The sequence below is a fragment of the Flavobacterium sp. UBA7682 genome (assembly GCF_002482945.1).
GTDB lineage: Bacteria > Bacteroidota > Bacteroidia > Flavobacteriales > Flavobacteriaceae > Flavobacterium.
Map to the genome: position 1 here is coordinate 36,177 of NZ_DLGY01000025.1, position 17,466 is coordinate 53,642.

The following is a 17,466-nucleotide window of genomic DNA, read 5'->3' on the forward strand; positions in this document are numbered from 1 at the left end:
GTCGCTGCGCTCGTGTGGAGCGAGTTAACGTGTAACGCGGAAAGCTGGATAAAGCTCCTAAAAACTCTCCGCCGTAGCTCTTTTCCAGAATTTGAACATTTCGTTTGGCACTTTGCTACCGTCAAGTAAAGATCCAACTTTTAACTCGGGATAGGTTTCTTCAAAGGTTTTAATTTGGGTTCTATCAACGCGCATACTTACAACGCTTCGGTCTACTTTATCGGGATGATCGATTCCGGCTGAGGCCATTAATTCCATCGCACTTTTGACGGTTTCGTGTTGGAAACGCGCTACGCGAATGCTTTTTTCTTCGGGAACCAGTCCTTTGGTTAATCTTGGATTTTGTGTTGCAATTCCGGTCGGACAAGTATTGGCGTGGCATTCGAGCGCTTGGATGCAACCTAGGGCAAACATCATTCCGCGTGCCGAATTGCATAAATCAGCGCCAATGGAAAGCGTTTTGATGATATCGAAACCAGTGATGATTTTTCCGCTACAAATGATTTTGATGTCTTTCTTTAAATCGAACCCTACTAAACAATCGTAAACAAAAGCCAAAGCGTCGCGCAAAGGCATGCCAACGTGGTCTGAATATTCTTGTGGTGCCGCACCGGTTCCGCCTTCGCCACCGTCGACAGTGATGAAATCGAAAGTAGTTTTAGATTGCACCATGGCTTTACAAATGGCAATAAATTCAGATTTGTTACCGATACAGATTTTCATGCCGATGGGTTTTCCGCCGGAACCTTTTCGCAATAATTGGACGAATTCCATTAATTCTAAAGGTGTTTTGAAAGCTGAATGTGTTGGTGGCGAAATGATATCGTGTCCTTTAGAAACCAAGCGAATGGCTGCGATTTCCTCGGTTACTTTTTCTTTGGGTAAGATACCACCATGACCTGGTTTTGCACCTTGAGAAAACTTGATTTCAATCATTTTGACATTGTCTAAAGTAGCTCTTTTGGTATATTCTTCATAAGAGAAATTTCCATCATAGTCGCGGCAACTGAAATAACCGGTTCCGATATTCCAAACGACATCGCCACCTTGTAAATGATAAGGTGACAATCCACCTTCGCCGGTGTTGTGGTAAAAGCCACCTTCTTTCGCACCGTTATTTAAAGCCAAAATGGCGTTTTTACTAAGCGACCCAAAACTCATCGCGCTGATGTTAAACAAACTCGCGTAATAAGGTTTTGTGCATTGTGAGGAACCAATTTTTACTCTTGGATTACTGTTGACTTGTGAAAACGGAATCGCTTTGATACTGTGATTGATCCATTGGTAACCGATTTCATAAAGGTCCAATTGGGTTCCGAAAGGGTTGGAATCGGTTTCTTTTTTACTTCGTTGGTAGACTAAACTTCTTTGCAAACGGTTGAATGGTTTGCCATCGGTATCGCTTTCAATAAAATATTGTCTGGCACCAGGACCAAGTGCTTCGAGCAAATAGCGCATTCTGCCAAGTAACGGAAAGTTTCTTCGAATGGTTTTTTTGGATTGGTACATGTCGTAAAATCCCATTAAAATCAGAGGAACAAATATCAATCCTAAAAAACTAAACTTCCAGTTGATATAAGTCAGTATTCCTATAATAGATACGGAAGTGATTGCGAATATTATGAATGCCTTTCTCATTTTTTATTTTTTGCCACGAACTAAACGGATTAGACGAATTATTTTTTTTCACTAATTAGACAAGTTTTTACATAATTTTAAATTGATTACTTGTCATTGCAGATAAGCTTAGCCCCGATTCCTTCGGCAGTCGCTGCGCTCGTGTGGAGCGAGTTACTATGTAACGCGGAAAGCGGGAAATAGCTCCTGATATTTTTAATTTTTCAACTTAAATCTTTGAATTTTTCCGGTCTCTGTTTTGGGCAAAGCTTCGGTAAAATAAATCACCCTTGGATATTTGTACGGTGCGGCTACTTCCTTGAACCAGTGTTGAATATGGTTCTTCATATTGTCAGTCGCTTTACTGTGTTCCTTTAAAACAATGTGCGCACAAACTAACATTCCTCGTTCTTCATCGGGCAAACCGACTACAGCACATTCTAAAATTTCTTCATGCGTTAAAAGCACACTTTCTACTTCAATCGCTGCGATATTATATCCTGAAGAAATAATCATATCATCACCTCGTGCTACAAACCAAAAATAGCCTTCTTCATCTTGGCGGAAAATATCGCCGGTGACATTCCAACCGTTTTCGACGTATTCTTCTTGTTTGTCAATTCGGTTTAAATATTTACAACCGGTGATGCCGCGAACAACTAACCTTCCGGGTTCGTTTGTTAGAACATTATTTCCTTCTTTGTCTACAATTTTGGCTTCATAACCGGTAATCGCAACACCGGTTGCGCCGGGTTTCATATTGTCTTCATTCGATGATATAAAGATATGCAACATTTCGGTAGCACCAATGCCATCGATTATTTTTAAGCCGGTTGTGTCATACCAATCTTGCCAAACTTTTAACGGCAATGTTTCTCCGGCTGAAACACATTTACGCAAGCTGGAAATATCGAAATCGTTGACTTTAGTAGTGATGATTCGCCAAGCCGTTGGCGCTGTGAAACAAATCGTGATTTTATAGTCCTGAATTGCTTGTAAAAGCATATCGGGTGTTGGTTTTTCGATTAAGAAAGTCGAAGCACCGAAGTACATGGGAAACAAAACCAATCCGCCCAAACCAAAAGTAAAACCAAGTGGCGGACTTCCGGTAAAAATATCGTCAGCAGTTGGTTGGAGCGAATATGGTGGAAAAGCTTGGCAAATGTTTAGAATGTCTTTATGGAAATGCGACGTCATTTTAGGCAAACCTGTCGTTCCTGAAGTAAAACCGATTAAGGCGATACTGTCAGATTTGGTGTGGTAATTGGTGAAGGTTTTAGGTTTGTTTTGCATCAATTCTTCTAAACGCGAATTGCCGTAAAAGCAAACCGATTTTAAATGTTCCGATTTGACCAAATGCATTTCGTCGGCCAAACTGTGGTCGCAGATGGCATGAGAGATTTCGGCACAATCGATAATCGTAGTTAATTCTTTGGCGCGCAATAAAGGCATAGTTGCTACGACAATGCCACCGGCTTTTAAAACGGCATACCAAACCGCGACCATCATTGGGTTATTGGCTGAACGAATCAATACACGATTCCCAGATTTTAAACCTAAATCTTCCACTAAAACATGCGCAATTTGATTGGTTTTTTCGAATAAATCTTGGTAGGTCCAAGTGGTTTCAAAAGTTCGGATGCAGACATTATTTCCGCGACCTTCTTTGATGTGGTTGTCCAAAAGAACGTCCACACAATTGAGCATTTCCGGTCGGTTAAACTGTGGTAAGTCGAGGAAAACATAGTCGGGTTGTAAGTCGGGACTTGGTAAATGATCGTGAGCGAAATTGTCTTGGTAATGTTTCATTTTTAGGTTCTAAGGCGCTGAGGCGCTAAGGTTCTAAGGTTTTATTCTTTTTTATTGCTTTTTGGTTTCAAGGCGATTTTCATGCCTTCTGTTTGCTTTCTTTCTGTCGCTTTTAGCGGATAAAGATGCGAACTTCCGGCTTTGTATTGGTTTGGAATGTCAGTGGCTTCAAATTGCTCGTAGGCTTGTGCGTTGCGAACAAAATTGGCATCGGCTAATAGCGGTCGACCCAACGCCACCAAATCAGCTCTGCCGTTTAGTATAATCGTATTAATTTGGTCAATGTCTTGAATAAAACCGGTGGTTATGGTTGGGATGTGAACCGTATTTCGAACGACATCGGCAAAAGGGGTTTGCCACATTCTACCAACTTGTGGTTTTTGATTGGCGACCGTATTTCCGGTTGAAACGTTGATAATATCGGCTCCTGCATTTTTGAAGACAGTGGCTATGGTAATAACTTCTTCTTCTGAAATTCCGTTTTTTGCCCAATCGGAAGCGGAAATTCTCACTGACATGGGTTTGTGTGGTGGAAAAGTGTTTCGCATTTCGTTGAAAACTCTTAATGGGAATTTTAATCGGTTTTCGATGCTTCCGCCAAATTCGTCTGTTCTGATATTGGTTAAAGGCGATAGGAAAGAGGCCAATAAGAATCCATGATGCGCTTGTAATTCGATTAAATCAAATCCGGCTTGGTCCGCATTTTTGGTGGCTCGGACAAATTCGGAAACTATTACATCCATATCTTCGGAAGTTATTTCTCTTGGAATCGGAAGTTTGTCATTGAACGCTATTGGCGAAGCCGAAATCAAATCCCAAGGTGTTTCAATCGGTTCGTTTTGTCCTTCCCAAGGTTTTTTGGTAGCGCCTTTTCTGCCTGAATGACCTAATTGAATTCCGATTTTTGTTTGGGTATTTTGATGGATGAAATCGGTTATTTTTTTCCAGTCAAGAAGTTGTTCTTGAGTATAAATACCGGCGCAACCTAAAGTGATTCGGCCTGTTTCTGAAACGGCTGTCATTTCGGTGATAATTAGTCCCACACCGCCGGTTGCTCGACTTCCGTAATGGACTAAATGCCAATCGGAAATCTTACCATCGATGGCTGAGTATTGTCCCATTGGAGACATTACGATTCGGTTTGGCAATTCTAAATCGCGTAGTTTGAATTTAGAGAAAGCGGCAGGTGCTATCTTAGGCACTTCGACAGGCTCAGTGTGACAGTTGTTATTTGTATTGAATTCGGCTAAAACTTTATCCGTAAAAGATTTATCGCGAAGTCTTAGGTTTTCAAACGTTACTTTTTTGGCGCGTGTCATACAGCCGAAAGCGAATTGATAAAATGGATGTTGGTTATTTCTATCCATATTTTCAAACCAATCGAGTGACACTAGCGCGGCGTGTTGAATCATTTCAACGGTGTTTCTTCTGGTTTTTTCGTATTGTTCGAAAGCGGCTTGCACATTGTTTGGATTCGCAATTACGGCATCGGATAAACCTATGGCAGAATCCATGGCTAATTTGGTTCCCGAACCGATAGAGTAGTGTGCTGTGGCTTTGGCATCGCCTAATAAAACAATATTGTTGTGAAACCATTTTTCATTGGTCACATGCGGAAATTGACGCCAGTGTGATTTGTTTGAAATCAATGGATGTCCATCGAGTTCGACTTTGAATATTTCGGAAATTTTGGCCATCGTATCTGCTTCATTGGTCACTTCGAATCCGTGTTTTTGCCAAGTTTCGTCGCTGCATTCAAAGATCCAAGTGCTCATGCCTTCTTCGTATTGGTAGGAATGTGCGACTATGATTCCGTGCGGCGTAGTTCTGAAAAAATAGGTAAAAGCGTCTAACGGTTTGGTTGAACCTAGCCATACAAAGCGGTTTTTCTTTAAAGTGATTTTGGTGCCAAATTCGGATTCGTATTGTGTTCTGATGCCGCTTGCAATACCATCCGCAGCTAAGATAATGTTGGCATCTTGGTATTGGCTTAAATCATCTATGTTTTGCTCGAAATGAAGGTTTATACCTTCTTCACGACAACGTTGGTGTAGTAACTTGAGCAATGTTTTTCTCGAACAACCACAAAAACCGTTTCCGGCAATACTAACTTCTTGTCCGTCACGCGCTACGATGATGTCGTCCCAATAGGCAAATTTGCTTCGGATTAACTCATAGGATTGCATGTCGCGTTTGAGAAATTCGCCCAAAGTTTCATCGGAGAAGACTACGCCAAAACCAAAACTATCATCGGGTTTGTTGCGTTCGTACACATCGATTTGGCAATCGGGCATTGCTTTTTTGGTTAGTATCGAAAAGTAAAGTCCGCCCGGACCGCCACCTATAACTGCTATTTTCATTTTTTGAGATTCTAAGGTTCTAAGGTTCTGAGGTTTTTTTAACCTCTTTTAATCGAAAATAATTCTCCTAATTTGGCATAATTAGAACCTGCTAATCGCGAAATTGGTTTGTAGGTTTCTAAATTGATTTTATGATTTTCTAATAATACTTCGTCATTGAAATGCATCATTACGATCCTGCCGATAACGATACAAGCACCGCCGTGTTTGTGGTCTTCCAAAAAATAATGATGTACCAATTCGCATTCGAAAGTAATTGGACTTTCTTTAACGCGCATTGGTTTTACTTTGACTGATGCGATTGGTGTAACACCTGCTAATTCAAATTCGTCCACATCGTGTGGAACTGATTGTGCAGTGGTATTCATTTGTTCAGCCAACTCTTCGGTGACCATGTTTACCACAAATTGTTTGGTGGCCAGCACATTATTTAAAGTATCTTTATTAGTATTGTTGCCTCTTCCGGTAGAAAACATCACGGTTGGCGGATCATCACCAACAGCATTGAAATAGGAAAAAGGCGCTAAATTGTTGATTCCGTCTTCGCTTACTGAAGAAATCCAGCCGATAGGTCTTGGGATAATGGCACCGGTTAGTAGTTTGTAAACAGCCGAATACTCGAGCTCGTTAGGATCAAATAGCATGTTGTTGTTTGTTTACTACAAATTAAAGCTATTTTTTGTTATTTTTTTGAATCGAAGTTAAATTTATGAGCTTGAAAATGATAATTCTTGAATTTTAGACTAAGGTTTGTCTCTGCCGATAAAAGGCTCTTTTTCTAATAAAAAATTAATGGCTTTTGTTACATTTCTATCGATGCTTTCTTCGGTTTTCAGGAAAGAAATGTACTTGACAATTTCCAATCGGCGTGAAGCAGGTAAATTATCGAATTTGCCTTTGGCTTCTGTATTGTTTTCTAAAGCTTTTGCCAATTTAGGATGTATGGTTATTTCTCTTGGCTTTGGATTAAAAGCAATGGAAAATAGGGCAGTATCGCCCAATTCTTTTCCAGCGGCTTTTCGCATAGGTGTGTTTAAGTACAATCGCCAATGTCCGCTATATTTGACTAAAGTTTGAAGAAATGGATGTCCGTCAATGGATATGGTTACCGGTATTTTGCCTTTGTCTTTTTGGGCTTGACCCAAAACAACTAGTAACACTTCTTCGGGCAAATACACGAATGGGTTGATACCAATAATTTCTATTTTGGCACTAAACGAAATAGGCGCATTAGCTTTCATGAATTTTGAAAAAGCGTTTGACTAAGGAAACTATTGTTGTGGCTAAAATGGCTCCTAAAAAGGCTAGAAAAATGTCTTTTTGGGCATCCCAAATATCGCCTTGCGTTCCTAAATAAGCAACACCTTGCGCCGGAAAGAAAATATCGGCTACAGCCCATTCAATCAATTCGTAGAAACCGCTTATGGACAAAGTGATTTCGATTGGTAAAACCCATGCGACTATTGTTGGGTATTTTATCCATTTTAGAAACAATTCCCTCATGGGGTAAGCCAATAAAAATCCGAAACTGAAATGCACAATTCGGTCGTAGTGATTGCGCTCCCAACCCATATAATCTTTGAGCCAATAGCCAAAAGGGTTTTCGGCATAAGTATATTTGGCGCCATAAACGTGCAAACACATGTAAACACAAATCAGCAGATAAGTTAAATCGCTGAACTGGTATTTTTTATAAGTGAAAATTAAAAACAAGAAGAAAATAACTGTCAAAGTATTTTCGAGCAGCCAATTATTCATGTCGTTTGTGCCTATTAATGTGCTTGTCCAAATGATGGTAAATATGCCCAGAAACGCCCACAACCATGGGTTTTTGGCAAATGGAGTTCTTTCAGTTGAAATGGCGGTGGTGAATGGCATAACTTATTGGTTTAGGAATCGAAGATAGGAAAATAAATGGTTTTGTATTATTTGAAGAAAGGAATTTAAATCTTTAGCATGCCACGAAATGCTCGCGCAGCATAGTAAGATTCGGCACCGTTGTGGTACACAAAGACATTTCCATAACGATAATCACAGAAAAGTGCGCCACCGAGTTTTCTAATTTCGTCCGGTGTTTTTATCCAGCTTGATGTTTTGGTGTCGAAGTTGCCAAATTGCTGTAATGCTCTGTATTGTTCTTCTGTTAAAAGTTCAATACCCATGGCAGTTGCTGTATCAATAACGTTGTTTTGCGGTTTGTGCTCTTTTCTTGACTCTAGTGCTTGACGGTCGTAACAAAGACTTCTCCGTCCTTTTGGACTTTCGGCTGAGCAATCATAAAAATGATATTCATCAGTTTTTTGATCGTAACCAATGACATCCGGTTCACCTTCAGTTTTTTCCATTTCATTGAGCGACCATAGTTTTTGAGGATTCGCTTCTAGTTTGGCTTGTATTTTAGCCCAATCCAAATTTGGATGGCGGTTGCTGTTTTTCTCAAAACGATTTTTTAAAGTGTTGAGTAGTTCATTACGCTGTTCCGGTGACAACTGTTTTTTATCTTCCATTGACATGTTATTTTTAGTGTTTTTTTTATCATTTCTAAAAGACTATCATTTTTTAGTTTTCTACTTCTGCAATCTAAAAGTCCTTTACCTTTCTTGCTTATAGAATATGTAAATACAGTTAAGCTAAATTACTATTTTTTCAAAAGTATTGGTTATTTCTTTAGATTCTTCAACGGCTATTTTAGGATTTTGTTTGACACTCAAAAGAAAAACCATCTGAGATATTCAGATGGTTTTTCATAACAATTAACTTAACTAATCTAGAAACAATAACTATTTTCAGCCACTAATTTGGTGGTAATAGTTTCTCTTAATCCAACGATGTTTGGCATGTTGGTATATTTGGTAAATCGGCGTAATCCCATTAGCATCATGCGTTGTTCGTCTCCTTCAGCAAAAGAGATAATACTTTCTTTTCCTTTTTGGGTCACAACGTCTACTGCTTTGTATAAGTATAGCTTAGCCATCGCGATTTGCTCTGTTACTTTTGATTCTCCTTCTTTCTTGGCCAATTTTTCTGTTCTTAAAATCGTACTTTCCGCAACATAGATTTCGATTAACATATCGGCAGCAGCCATTAATAATTGTTGGTGTGCGTCTAAATCCATTCCATATTTTTGAACTGCAGCACCGGCAACCATTAAGAAAGCTTTTTTCAATTTGGCCACCATCTCTTTTTCTTCTGAAAATAATTCAGAATAGTCAGGTGTGTCAAATGATGGAATACCCATTAATTCTTCTTGTACTTTCATCGCCGGTCCTAATAAATCAACATGACCTTTCATGGCTTTTTTGATTAGCATTCCAACGGATAGCATTCTGTTGATTTCATTCGTTCCTTCGTAAATACGAGCGATACGAGCATCACGCCAAGCACTTTCCATTGGTGTGTCTTCAGAGAATCCCATTCCGCCATAGATTTGGATGCCTTCATCTGCGGCATTTTGTACGTCTTCTGAAACGGCTACTTTTAGAATAGAACATTCGATAGCAAATTCTTCAACGCCTTTTAATTCGGCTTCTTGGTGAGTTGCACCTTCGGCTTCACGTAATTTGATTCTGTTTTCAATGTCTTTAGCAGCACGATAGGTAGCACTTTCTCCGGCATAAGCAGAAGTGGCCATTTCGGCTAATTTATAACGAATCGCTCCAAAACTGGAGATTGGCGTATTGAACTGAATTCTTTCGTTAGCATAATTAATCGCATTCGAAGTCACACGACGTTGGGCATCCAAACAAGCGGCAGCCAATTTGATACGACCAACATTTAACGCATTCATTGCAATTTTAAAACCTTCGCCACGGCCGGCCAACATATTTTCAACCGGAACTTTAGTATCTGCAAAGAAAACCTGACGGGTAGAAGAGGCGCGAATGCCGAGTTTGTGTTCTTCTTCATTCATCGTGATTCCGTTGCTTGGATCGTTTTCTACGATGAAGCCGGTAATATTTTTGTCATCTTCAATACGAGCAAATACGATGAATACTGAACAGAAACCTGCGTTCGAAATCCACATTTTTTGTCCGGTAATATTGTAATGCTTTCCGTCTGCGGATAAAACTGCTTTTGTTTTTCCGGAGTTGGCATCAGAACCAGCGCCCGGTTCGGTCAAACAGTACGCGCCAAACCATTCGCCAGAAGCTAATTTAGGGACGTATTTTTGCTTTTGCTCTTCGGTTCCGTACAAAGTAATCGGCATCGTTCCGATTCCAGTATGTGCTCCAAAGGCTGTAGAAAACGAACCGGTTGCGCCCGAAATATAGTCGCACACGAGACACGTATCTACGAATCCCATTCCCATTCCGCCATATGCTTCCGGAACAGCAACACTTAGAAATCCCATTTCTCCGGCTTTGCGCATTACTTCTTCGGTAAAGGCATAGTCTTTCTTTTCGAAACGGTCTTTGTTAGGCCAAATTTCTTTGTCGACGAATTCTTTAACAGAATCGCGCATCATGATTTGTTCTTCTGAGAAATCTTCAGGAGTGAAGATGTCTTCGCATTTGGTTTCTTTTACGAGGAATTGACCTCCACGAGTGATATCGCTCATTTTTTTATTTTTTTAGTTTGTTGATTATAATAATTCATAAACGCCTGCGGCACCTTGTCCGGTTCCGACACACATTGATACGATTCCGTATTTATCACCTCGGCGTTTCATTTCGTCAAATAATTGTACAGATAATTTTGCCCCTGTACAACCTAGTGGATGTCCCAAAGCAATGGCGCCACCGTTTACATTTACGATATCAGGATTGATGCCCAATTCGCGAGTAACTGCTAAGGCTTGAGAAGCAAAAGCTTCGTTTAACTCAATTAAATTGATGTCGTTTAAAGTCAAACCTGCTTGTTTTAAAGCTTTCGGGATGGCTTTCACCGGACCAATCCCCATGATTCTTGGTTCGACACCGGCTGCTGCATAACTTACCATGCGAGCGATAGGAGTCAGGTTTAATTCTTTTACCATTTCTTCGCTCATGATTAAGACAAAAGCCGCTCCGTCACTCATTTGTGAAGAGTTACCGGCGGTTACACTACCATCAGCGGCGAAAACAGGGCGCAATTTACTTAAAGCAGCTGCATTCGTATCGGCTCTTGGTCCTTCGTCTTTGGTTACGGTGTAGGACTTGGTCTCTTTTTTACCATTTTCATTGATAAAGGTTTGTTCGATAGTAATGGGAACAATTTGTTTATCGAATTTGCCTTCGGCTTGCGCTTTGATGGCTTTTAAATGTGAATTCAGTGCAAATTCATCTTGGTCTTCACGAGATACGTTGAATTGTTTGGCTACCGCTTCTGCTGTTAAACCCATTCCCCAGTAATAATCTTCGTTGCCTTCTTTGGCTACTGCGTAATCAGGCGTTGGTTTGTAACCGCCCATTGGGATAAAACTCATGCTTTCGGCACCACCGGCGATGATACAATCTGCCATACCACTTTGTATTTTAGAAGTCGCCATGGCAATGGTTTCAATTCCGGAAGCACAATAACGGTTCACGGTTACACCCGGAACATCGGTTACTTTTAATCCCATTAACGAAATCAAACGCGCTACGTTTAATCCTTGTTCAGCTTCGGGCATGGCGTTTCCGACCATGACGTCGTCAATTCTTGTTTTGTCGAAATCAGGCAGTTCATTCATCATGAATTGAATGGTTTCGGCGGCTAGTTCGTCAGGGCGTTTGAATCTGTAAACTCCTTTAGGTGCTTTTCCGACGGCGGTTCTGTATGCTTTTACTATATATGCTGTTTTCATATTTTTTGTTTTGAGATGATAGACAAAGAGATTATGGATGATAGACTTTTTGTCTATTTTCTTTTCGTCTATTATCTATTATCTAATTTCTCAACGGTTTTCCTTTAGTTAACATAAACTGAATTCTTTCCAATGTTTTTCTTTCAGTACAAAGTGATAAGAAGGCTTCTCTTTCAATATCCAATAAGTACTGTTCGCTTACCAAAGTTGGTTCAGACAAATCGCCACCGGCCATTACGTAAGCCAGTTTGTTTGCAATTTTTTGATCGTGTTCCGAAATGTATTTTCCGGCTACCATTTGGTCTGTTCCAACTAAGAACATTCCTAAGGCTTGTTTGCCCAAAACTTTTACATCGGTTCTTTGAATTGGTTGTGTGTAACCGGCTTCTGCCATTAACAATGCATGTTTCTTGGCTTCGGCTATTTGACGGTCTTTGTTGACTACAACGACGTCTTTTCCTTTTTGTAATACGCCCATATCAAAGGCTTCGTAAGCTGATGTAGCTACTTTTGCCATTGCGACTGTTAGGAAATATTCTTGTAGTGTGTTTAATTCAACGTCGTTTTTACGGAATAGGTCGGATGCACGCAAAGTCATTTCTTTAGAACCACCACCGCCGGGAATTACACCGACACCAAATTCTACCAAACCAATATAAGTTTCTGCCGCAGCAACCACTTTGTCAGCGTGCATACTCATTTCACAACCGCCGCCAAGTGTCATGCCGTGTGGCGCAACGATTACCGGAATAGAAGAGTAGCGACAACGCATCATCGTGTCTTGGAACATTTTGATGGCCATATTTAGTTCGTCATATTCTTGTTCGACTGCCATCATGAAAATCATTCCGATATTGGCTCCGACAGAGAAATTGGCACCTTGGTTTCCTATTACTAATCCGTTGTATTGTTTTTCGGCTAAGTCGATAGCTTTGTTGATTCCGACTAAAACGTCACCACCAATGGTGTTCATTTTCGATTGGAATTCAAGGTTTAAGATGCCGTCGCCTAAGTCGTGAATTACAGCACCACTGTTGCTCCAAACTTTCTTGCTTTCACGAATGTTGTTTAGTATAATGAAACTGTCTTGTCCCGGAACTTTGGTTTGTGACTTAGTTTGTGTGTTATAATAATAAGTTGCGCCTTCTTTAACTGTGTAGAAGCTTGTACTGCCTGAAGCAAACATTTCATTTACCCAAGCGGCCGGTTGGTAGCCTTCGGCTTGCATTAATTCGATTCCTTTGGCAACTCCTATAGCGTCCCATATTTCGAATGGTCCGTTTTCCCAACCGAAACCTGCTTTCATGGCGTCGTCTATTTTGTAGAAGTCGTCTGTGATTTCGGGAACTCTGTTAGAAACATAAGCAAACATCGCTGAGAAGTTTTTTCTGTAGAATTCGCCTGCTTTGTCTTTACCTTTTACCAAAACCTTGAACCTGTCGATAGGTTTGTCAATCGTTTTGGTCAGTTCTAAAGTACCGAAAGATGCTTTTTTAGCGGCTCTGTATTCTAAGGTATTTAAATCTAAAGACAAGATGTCTTTGTCTACTTTTTTATAGAAACCCTGACCGGTTTTGCTGCCGAGCCATTTGTTTTCCATCATTTTATTGATGAAGTCAGGCAATTTGAATAGTTCGTGCGCCTCGTCGTTTGGACAGTTTTCATATATTCCGTTGGCCACGTGAACCAAAGTATCTAAACCAACGACATCAACCGTTCTGAAGGTGGCCGACTTTGGGCGACCAATTACCGGACCGGTTAACTTATCAACTTCTTCGATGGTTAAGTCCATTTCTTTTACCAAATGAAATAAACTTTGGATGCCAAATATACCAATACGATTTCCGATGAACGCCGGAGTATCTTTGGCCACGACCGAAGTTTTGCCTAAAAATTTAGAACCATAATCAAATAAGAAATCTAATACTTCGTTAGCAGTTTTTGGTCCCGGAATGATTTCAAATAATTTTAAATAACGCGCCGGATTAAAGAAATGCGTTCCGCAAAAGTGTGCTTGAAAATCCTCGCTTCGGCCTTCGCTCATAAACTTAATAGGAATACCTGAAGTGTTTGAAGTCACCAAAGTTCCCGGTTTGCGGTATTGGTCGATTTGTTCGAATACCAATTTCTTGATGTCTAAACGCTCTACTACAACTTCAATAATCCAATCGTAGTTGGCTATCTTAGACATATCATCAGTAGTATTTCCCGTAGTGATTCTGCCGGCAAACTTCTGACTGTAAATAGGCGATGGGTTAGACTTCAAAGCATTCGCCAAATGTTCGTTGACCAAACGGTTGCGAACCACTTTACTGTCAAGCGTTAATCCTTTCTTTTCTTCGGCTTCTGTTAGTGCATTTGGAATAATGTCCAAAAGTAAAACTTCTACACCAATGTTAGCAAAATGACAAGCAATTCCCGAACCCATGATTCCGGAACCTACGACTGCCACTTTTTTAATTGTTCGTTTCATAATTTATTTGTTGTCTGTTATCGGTTGTTTGTTGTCAGTTGCAAGAATATATCTGATAGCAAACATGGATTAAAATATTTTTTTCTCTGAAATTAAGTCATTGATTATATCAGCTACTTCTATAAAATGCTGTAGCTTTTCTTCGGTGATGTTTTTTCTGATGGTTTCGTTAAATTTTAGAACGGTCTTTTTGGAGAGTTCTCTTTTTTCTTTGCCTAAGTCGGTTAAGTAGATTAACACACCACGACCGTCTTGTGGGTTTTTCTTCCGGATGATTAGTCCTTTTTCTTCCAAGGTTCTTAGGGTTCTGGTTAAGCTTGTCGCTTCCATTCCCATTCGTGAACTGATAAAAGTGGAAGGTGTTCCTTCTTCTTTATCGATACTCAATAGTGCAAATCCTATCGCCATCGAGCCTTCAAACTTGGACGCTTCTTCGTTGTACATACGGGCAACAGCTTGCCAAGTAGCACGGAGTATATAATCTATAGTTTTATCTTTCATACCTAAAAATGCTAAAACGTTTTCGTTCTGAATTCAAAGATAATAAAAATATATTATGCATGCATACTATTTAGTAAAAAAAAATTAAGTAGTCTGGATTACTGAGAAATGAAAGCGGTAAGGGGATGAAAAAAGGTTAATCCAAGCCATTCATTTGTCAAAAACGAGGTTGAATTGACTGACGAACAAACTATTTGGTATTTTTCCAAAACACTTCAACCTCATTTTTTTTAATTCTTGTTTTTACCCATAGCTCTAATTTTTGGGTATCATCTTTATTTAAGGCTTTTTTACTTGAATAAATGACTACAGGAACGATATTGTTTTTTTCCTGATCAACATTAAAGGGATGGTTAGAAATTGAAATATCACGTAAGGAAGGGAAAAGGATTCTTGCTTCATTTAGCAGAGATTTATTGTCAAATTTATTATCTTGAATTTCTTTTCTCAATGTGGCAATTACAGCATCTTTTTCATTTACGTTGGTCCTTTCATTTTTTATTTGATTAAGGATATCTTGCTTTAAATTGGTCGTGTCCTGACGAATTTTAAATTGAACACCCTTTAAATCATAAACGTTTAACCGTTGCTTGATTTCTGCATTTTCTTGAGCGTTGAATTTTTTAGAAAGTAATGCAATTTCCAAACTACTATTATTCGATTTGTAACGTGTTTTTTTGTAAATTATAGTGTAACCTTTATCCGTGAATTCATTTTGGATAAAAGTATTTACTTTTTGTTCAAATTTTCTTTCCTCAAAAAGCGTGTAGCCAAAGTATATACTTGGTAAAAGTAGTATGATTGTTAGTAGGGTAATGACAAAAGTAATTTGTTTTTCCCGTGCTTTTTCAAATTGAATTAAACGCGGATAATCCAAGAATTTAACGATTAGAAAAGTAGCCACACAGATGAAAACACAATTAATAGTGTATAGATAAATGGCTCCCCCAAAAAAATGAAAATTCCCTATAGCCAAGCCGTAACCTGCAGTGCAAAGTGGCGGCATCAAAGCGGTTGCGATTGCAACTCCGGGAATAGGATTTCCTTTTTCTTTTCGGGTGATGGCAATTACACCGACCAAACCGCCGAAGAATGCAATCAAAATGTCATATATATTTGGTGATGTGCGGGCGAGAAGTTCTGATTGCGTTTCTTTAAAAGGACTTAAATAGAAATAAATAGTAGACACTGCCAAACTCACAACAGTCGCAATCAGTAAGTTTTTTAATGATTTTTTTAGAAGCTCGAAGTCGTATATACCAAGTGCAAATCCAGCTCCGATTATTGGTCCCATTAAAGGAGAAATAAGCATCGCCCCAATGATTACAGCGGTTGAATTTACATTCAATCCAATGGATGCTACTACGATTGCACAAGCAAGAATCCAAAGATTCGCACCTCTGAATGAAATGTTTGATTTTACATTTTCGAGTACGGATTGTTTGTTGTCTTCTCCTTTTGTAAGATCTAAAAAGGTTAATAACTTATTCATTGAATTTGATATTTATCTCAAATATAATGATTTTTGTTTCATATGCTTGCAGATGGGTTCTTGGGTTGCAACAACGGCGATGCATAATTAATTTAATCTTTTTGGTCGTAAGGAATATAATTTTCCCAACGCCATGGAGTATAAATATCACCAATGGTAATTTCCAATAATTCTTTAAAAATACTTTCTGCATTATCACTATTACTCATTATTATAATCCCTTTTCCTTTTTGTGGAAAAATAATGGAATAATGTTGAAAGCCATCACCGTGCCCTTCTTTGAAAGCACCAAATCCGTATGGGGAGTCAAGTAATCCCCAACCAAGTCCGTAACCCAAATTAATTCCGTCATTACTATCAGAGTCTTTTAGGCGCATTGGTCCAAATTGGGCTATCGACCTAATTTTGATCTGCTGAGTAAACATCTCTTTTGTAGTAGATGATGTTAGTAATTGGTTTTTAAGTACGGCTTCGGTAAATAGTGTATAATCATCGAGCGTAGTTTCTAAAGTGCTGGCAGCTCTCGCCTCATTATCTTTATCTTTTTCATACAATTCTCCGGTTACGTTGTGACCAATACAATAATCTTTTTCAAATTTCGGTTGCCATGTGTAAGAAGAATTCTTCATTTTTAATGGTATAAAAATGTTTTCCTGCATTAGTTGTTCCAATGACTTGTTTAAAAGATGTTCTATTACAACTTGAAGATAAACCAATCCTTCTCCAGAATAACTATATCGAGAACCAGGAATTGATTTGACTTTCAGTTTTTCGTCTGGTTCATCCCAACGCCAATTTGGAAAACCGGATGTATGATCTAGGCACATTCTTGTCGTTATTTTTAAGTAAGCTGGGTCGTTTTTTAAATCTACGTATTTATCGTGCCATTTTTTTGTTGGTTTGTAATCAAAAATAGGTTTAGGTAAATATTCCTGAAGCGGTTTATCCAAGTCAAGTATGCCTTTTTCAACAAGTTGCATTACCATTACAGCAAATACAGACTTGCTTAAGGAGGCGCCGTAAAAATTGGTCTCAATTTTAATTGGCTCTTTTGTGATTGCATTTTTATAACCGAAAGTTTTTTTGTACACAGGTTCGTTATTATTAAAACAACTATACCTAAACCATGTAATTGGCAACTTTCATTAATGTTGTAATCTTATCATCCAAGTCATCTTGTGAAATTTTAGTTTTGTCAAGCTTTACAATTTCCTGTCCTAGGCAAACAGTTGTAAGATGAACTAATAAAATAAGAATAAACCAATATTTTGATGTTACCATATTGTAGTTGTTTAATTGTGCATATCGTGTTCCGCTTCTTGCAATAGCTGCTACGATTTATTACTGTCCATTTCAAATATAAAACTCCTTTTTGAGTTTTCAGAGAAAATTCGGGACAAGCCCAAGCGCGCAGTTGTTACAAACCGCCTTAAGTTTACAATCATTAAAT

13 protein-coding genes are annotated in these 17,466 nt (G+C 39.0%); all 13 read right to left on the reverse strand.

Features of this window, described 5'->3' with window-relative positions; genetic code table 11:
• Window positions 1-57: 57 nt before the first annotated feature.
• The gene (locus B3C16_RS06240; protein WP_291129935.1) at window positions 58-1,638 is read right to left on the reverse strand and encodes an FMN-binding glutamate synthase family protein; all 1,581 of its coding nucleotides are present in this window, start codon (window positions 1,636-1,638) and stop codon (window positions 58-60) included.
• Between the two features lie 195 nt (window positions 1,639-1,833).
• Complete coding sequence (locus B3C16_RS06245; RefSeq protein ID WP_291129937.1) at window positions 1,834-3,426, reverse strand: AMP-binding protein; 1,593 nt, start codon at window positions 3,424-3,426, stop codon at window positions 1,834-1,836.
• A gap of 41 nt (window positions 3,427-3,467) precedes the next feature.
• Window positions 3,468-5,786, reverse strand: a complete 2,319-nt coding sequence (locus tag B3C16_RS06250) for a bifunctional salicylyl-CoA 5-hydroxylase/oxidoreductase (protein WP_291129940.1) — start codon at window positions 5,784-5,786, stop codon at window positions 3,468-3,470.
• A 38-nt stretch (window positions 5,787-5,824) separates the two neighbouring features.
• Window positions 5,825-6,430, reverse strand: a complete 606-nt coding sequence (locus tag B3C16_RS06255; RefSeq protein WP_121314012.1) for a flavin reductase family protein — start codon at window positions 6,428-6,430, stop codon at window positions 5,825-5,827.
• A 99-nt stretch (window positions 6,431-6,529) separates the two neighbouring features.
• Entirely contained in the window at window positions 6,530-7,027 is a 498-nt protein-coding gene (locus B3C16_RS06260; RefSeq protein ID WP_291129944.1) for a YdeI/OmpD-associated family protein, read from the reverse strand.
• Window positions 7,017-7,664, reverse strand: a complete 648-nt coding sequence (locus tag B3C16_RS06265; protein WP_291129946.1) for a DUF2238 domain-containing protein — start codon at window positions 7,662-7,664, stop codon at window positions 7,017-7,019. The genes B3C16_RS06260 and B3C16_RS06265 overlap by 11 nt, the downstream gene beginning before the upstream one ends.
• A gap of 65 nt (window positions 7,665-7,729) precedes the next feature.
• Window positions 7,730-8,293, reverse strand: a complete 564-nt coding sequence (locus B3C16_RS06270; protein WP_291129948.1) for a DUF4256 domain-containing protein — start codon at window positions 8,291-8,293, stop codon at window positions 7,730-7,732.
• A gap of 260 nt (window positions 8,294-8,553) precedes the next feature.
• Window positions 8,554-10,344: an acyl-CoA dehydrogenase family protein gene (locus tag B3C16_RS06275; protein WP_291129950.1), complete on the reverse strand. Its 1,791-nt coding sequence runs from the start codon at window positions 10,342-10,344 to the stop codon at window positions 8,554-8,556.
• 24 nt (window positions 10,345-10,368) lie between these two features.
• Window positions 10,369-11,550, reverse strand: coding sequence for an acetyl-CoA C-acyltransferase (locus B3C16_RS06280; protein ID WP_121314007.1), 1,182 nt, complete (start codon window positions 11,548-11,550; stop codon window positions 10,369-10,371).
• Between the two features lie 82 nt (window positions 11,551-11,632).
• Entirely contained in the window at window positions 11,633-14,023 is a 2,391-nt protein-coding gene (locus tag B3C16_RS06285; RefSeq protein ID WP_291129952.1) for a 3-hydroxyacyl-CoA dehydrogenase/enoyl-CoA hydratase family protein, read from the reverse strand.
• Window positions 14,024-14,092: 69 nt separating this feature from the next.
• Window positions 14,093-14,524, reverse strand: coding sequence for a MarR family winged helix-turn-helix transcriptional regulator (locus B3C16_RS06290; RefSeq protein ID WP_121314005.1), 432 nt, complete (start codon window positions 14,522-14,524; stop codon window positions 14,093-14,095).
• A 190-nt stretch (window positions 14,525-14,714) separates the two neighbouring features.
• On the reverse strand, window positions 14,715-16,016 hold the full coding sequence (locus B3C16_RS06295; protein WP_291129955.1) for a DUF389 domain-containing protein: 1,302 nt from the start codon (window positions 16,014-16,016) through the stop codon (window positions 14,715-14,717).
• A gap of 92 nt (window positions 16,017-16,108) precedes the next feature.
• Window positions 16,109-17,107 (reverse strand): serine hydrolase domain-containing protein, encoded by a 999-nt coding sequence (locus B3C16_RS06300; protein WP_291129958.1) that lies wholly within the window; start codon window positions 17,105-17,107, stop codon window positions 16,109-16,111.
• Window positions 17,108-17,466: the final 359 nt, after the last annotated feature.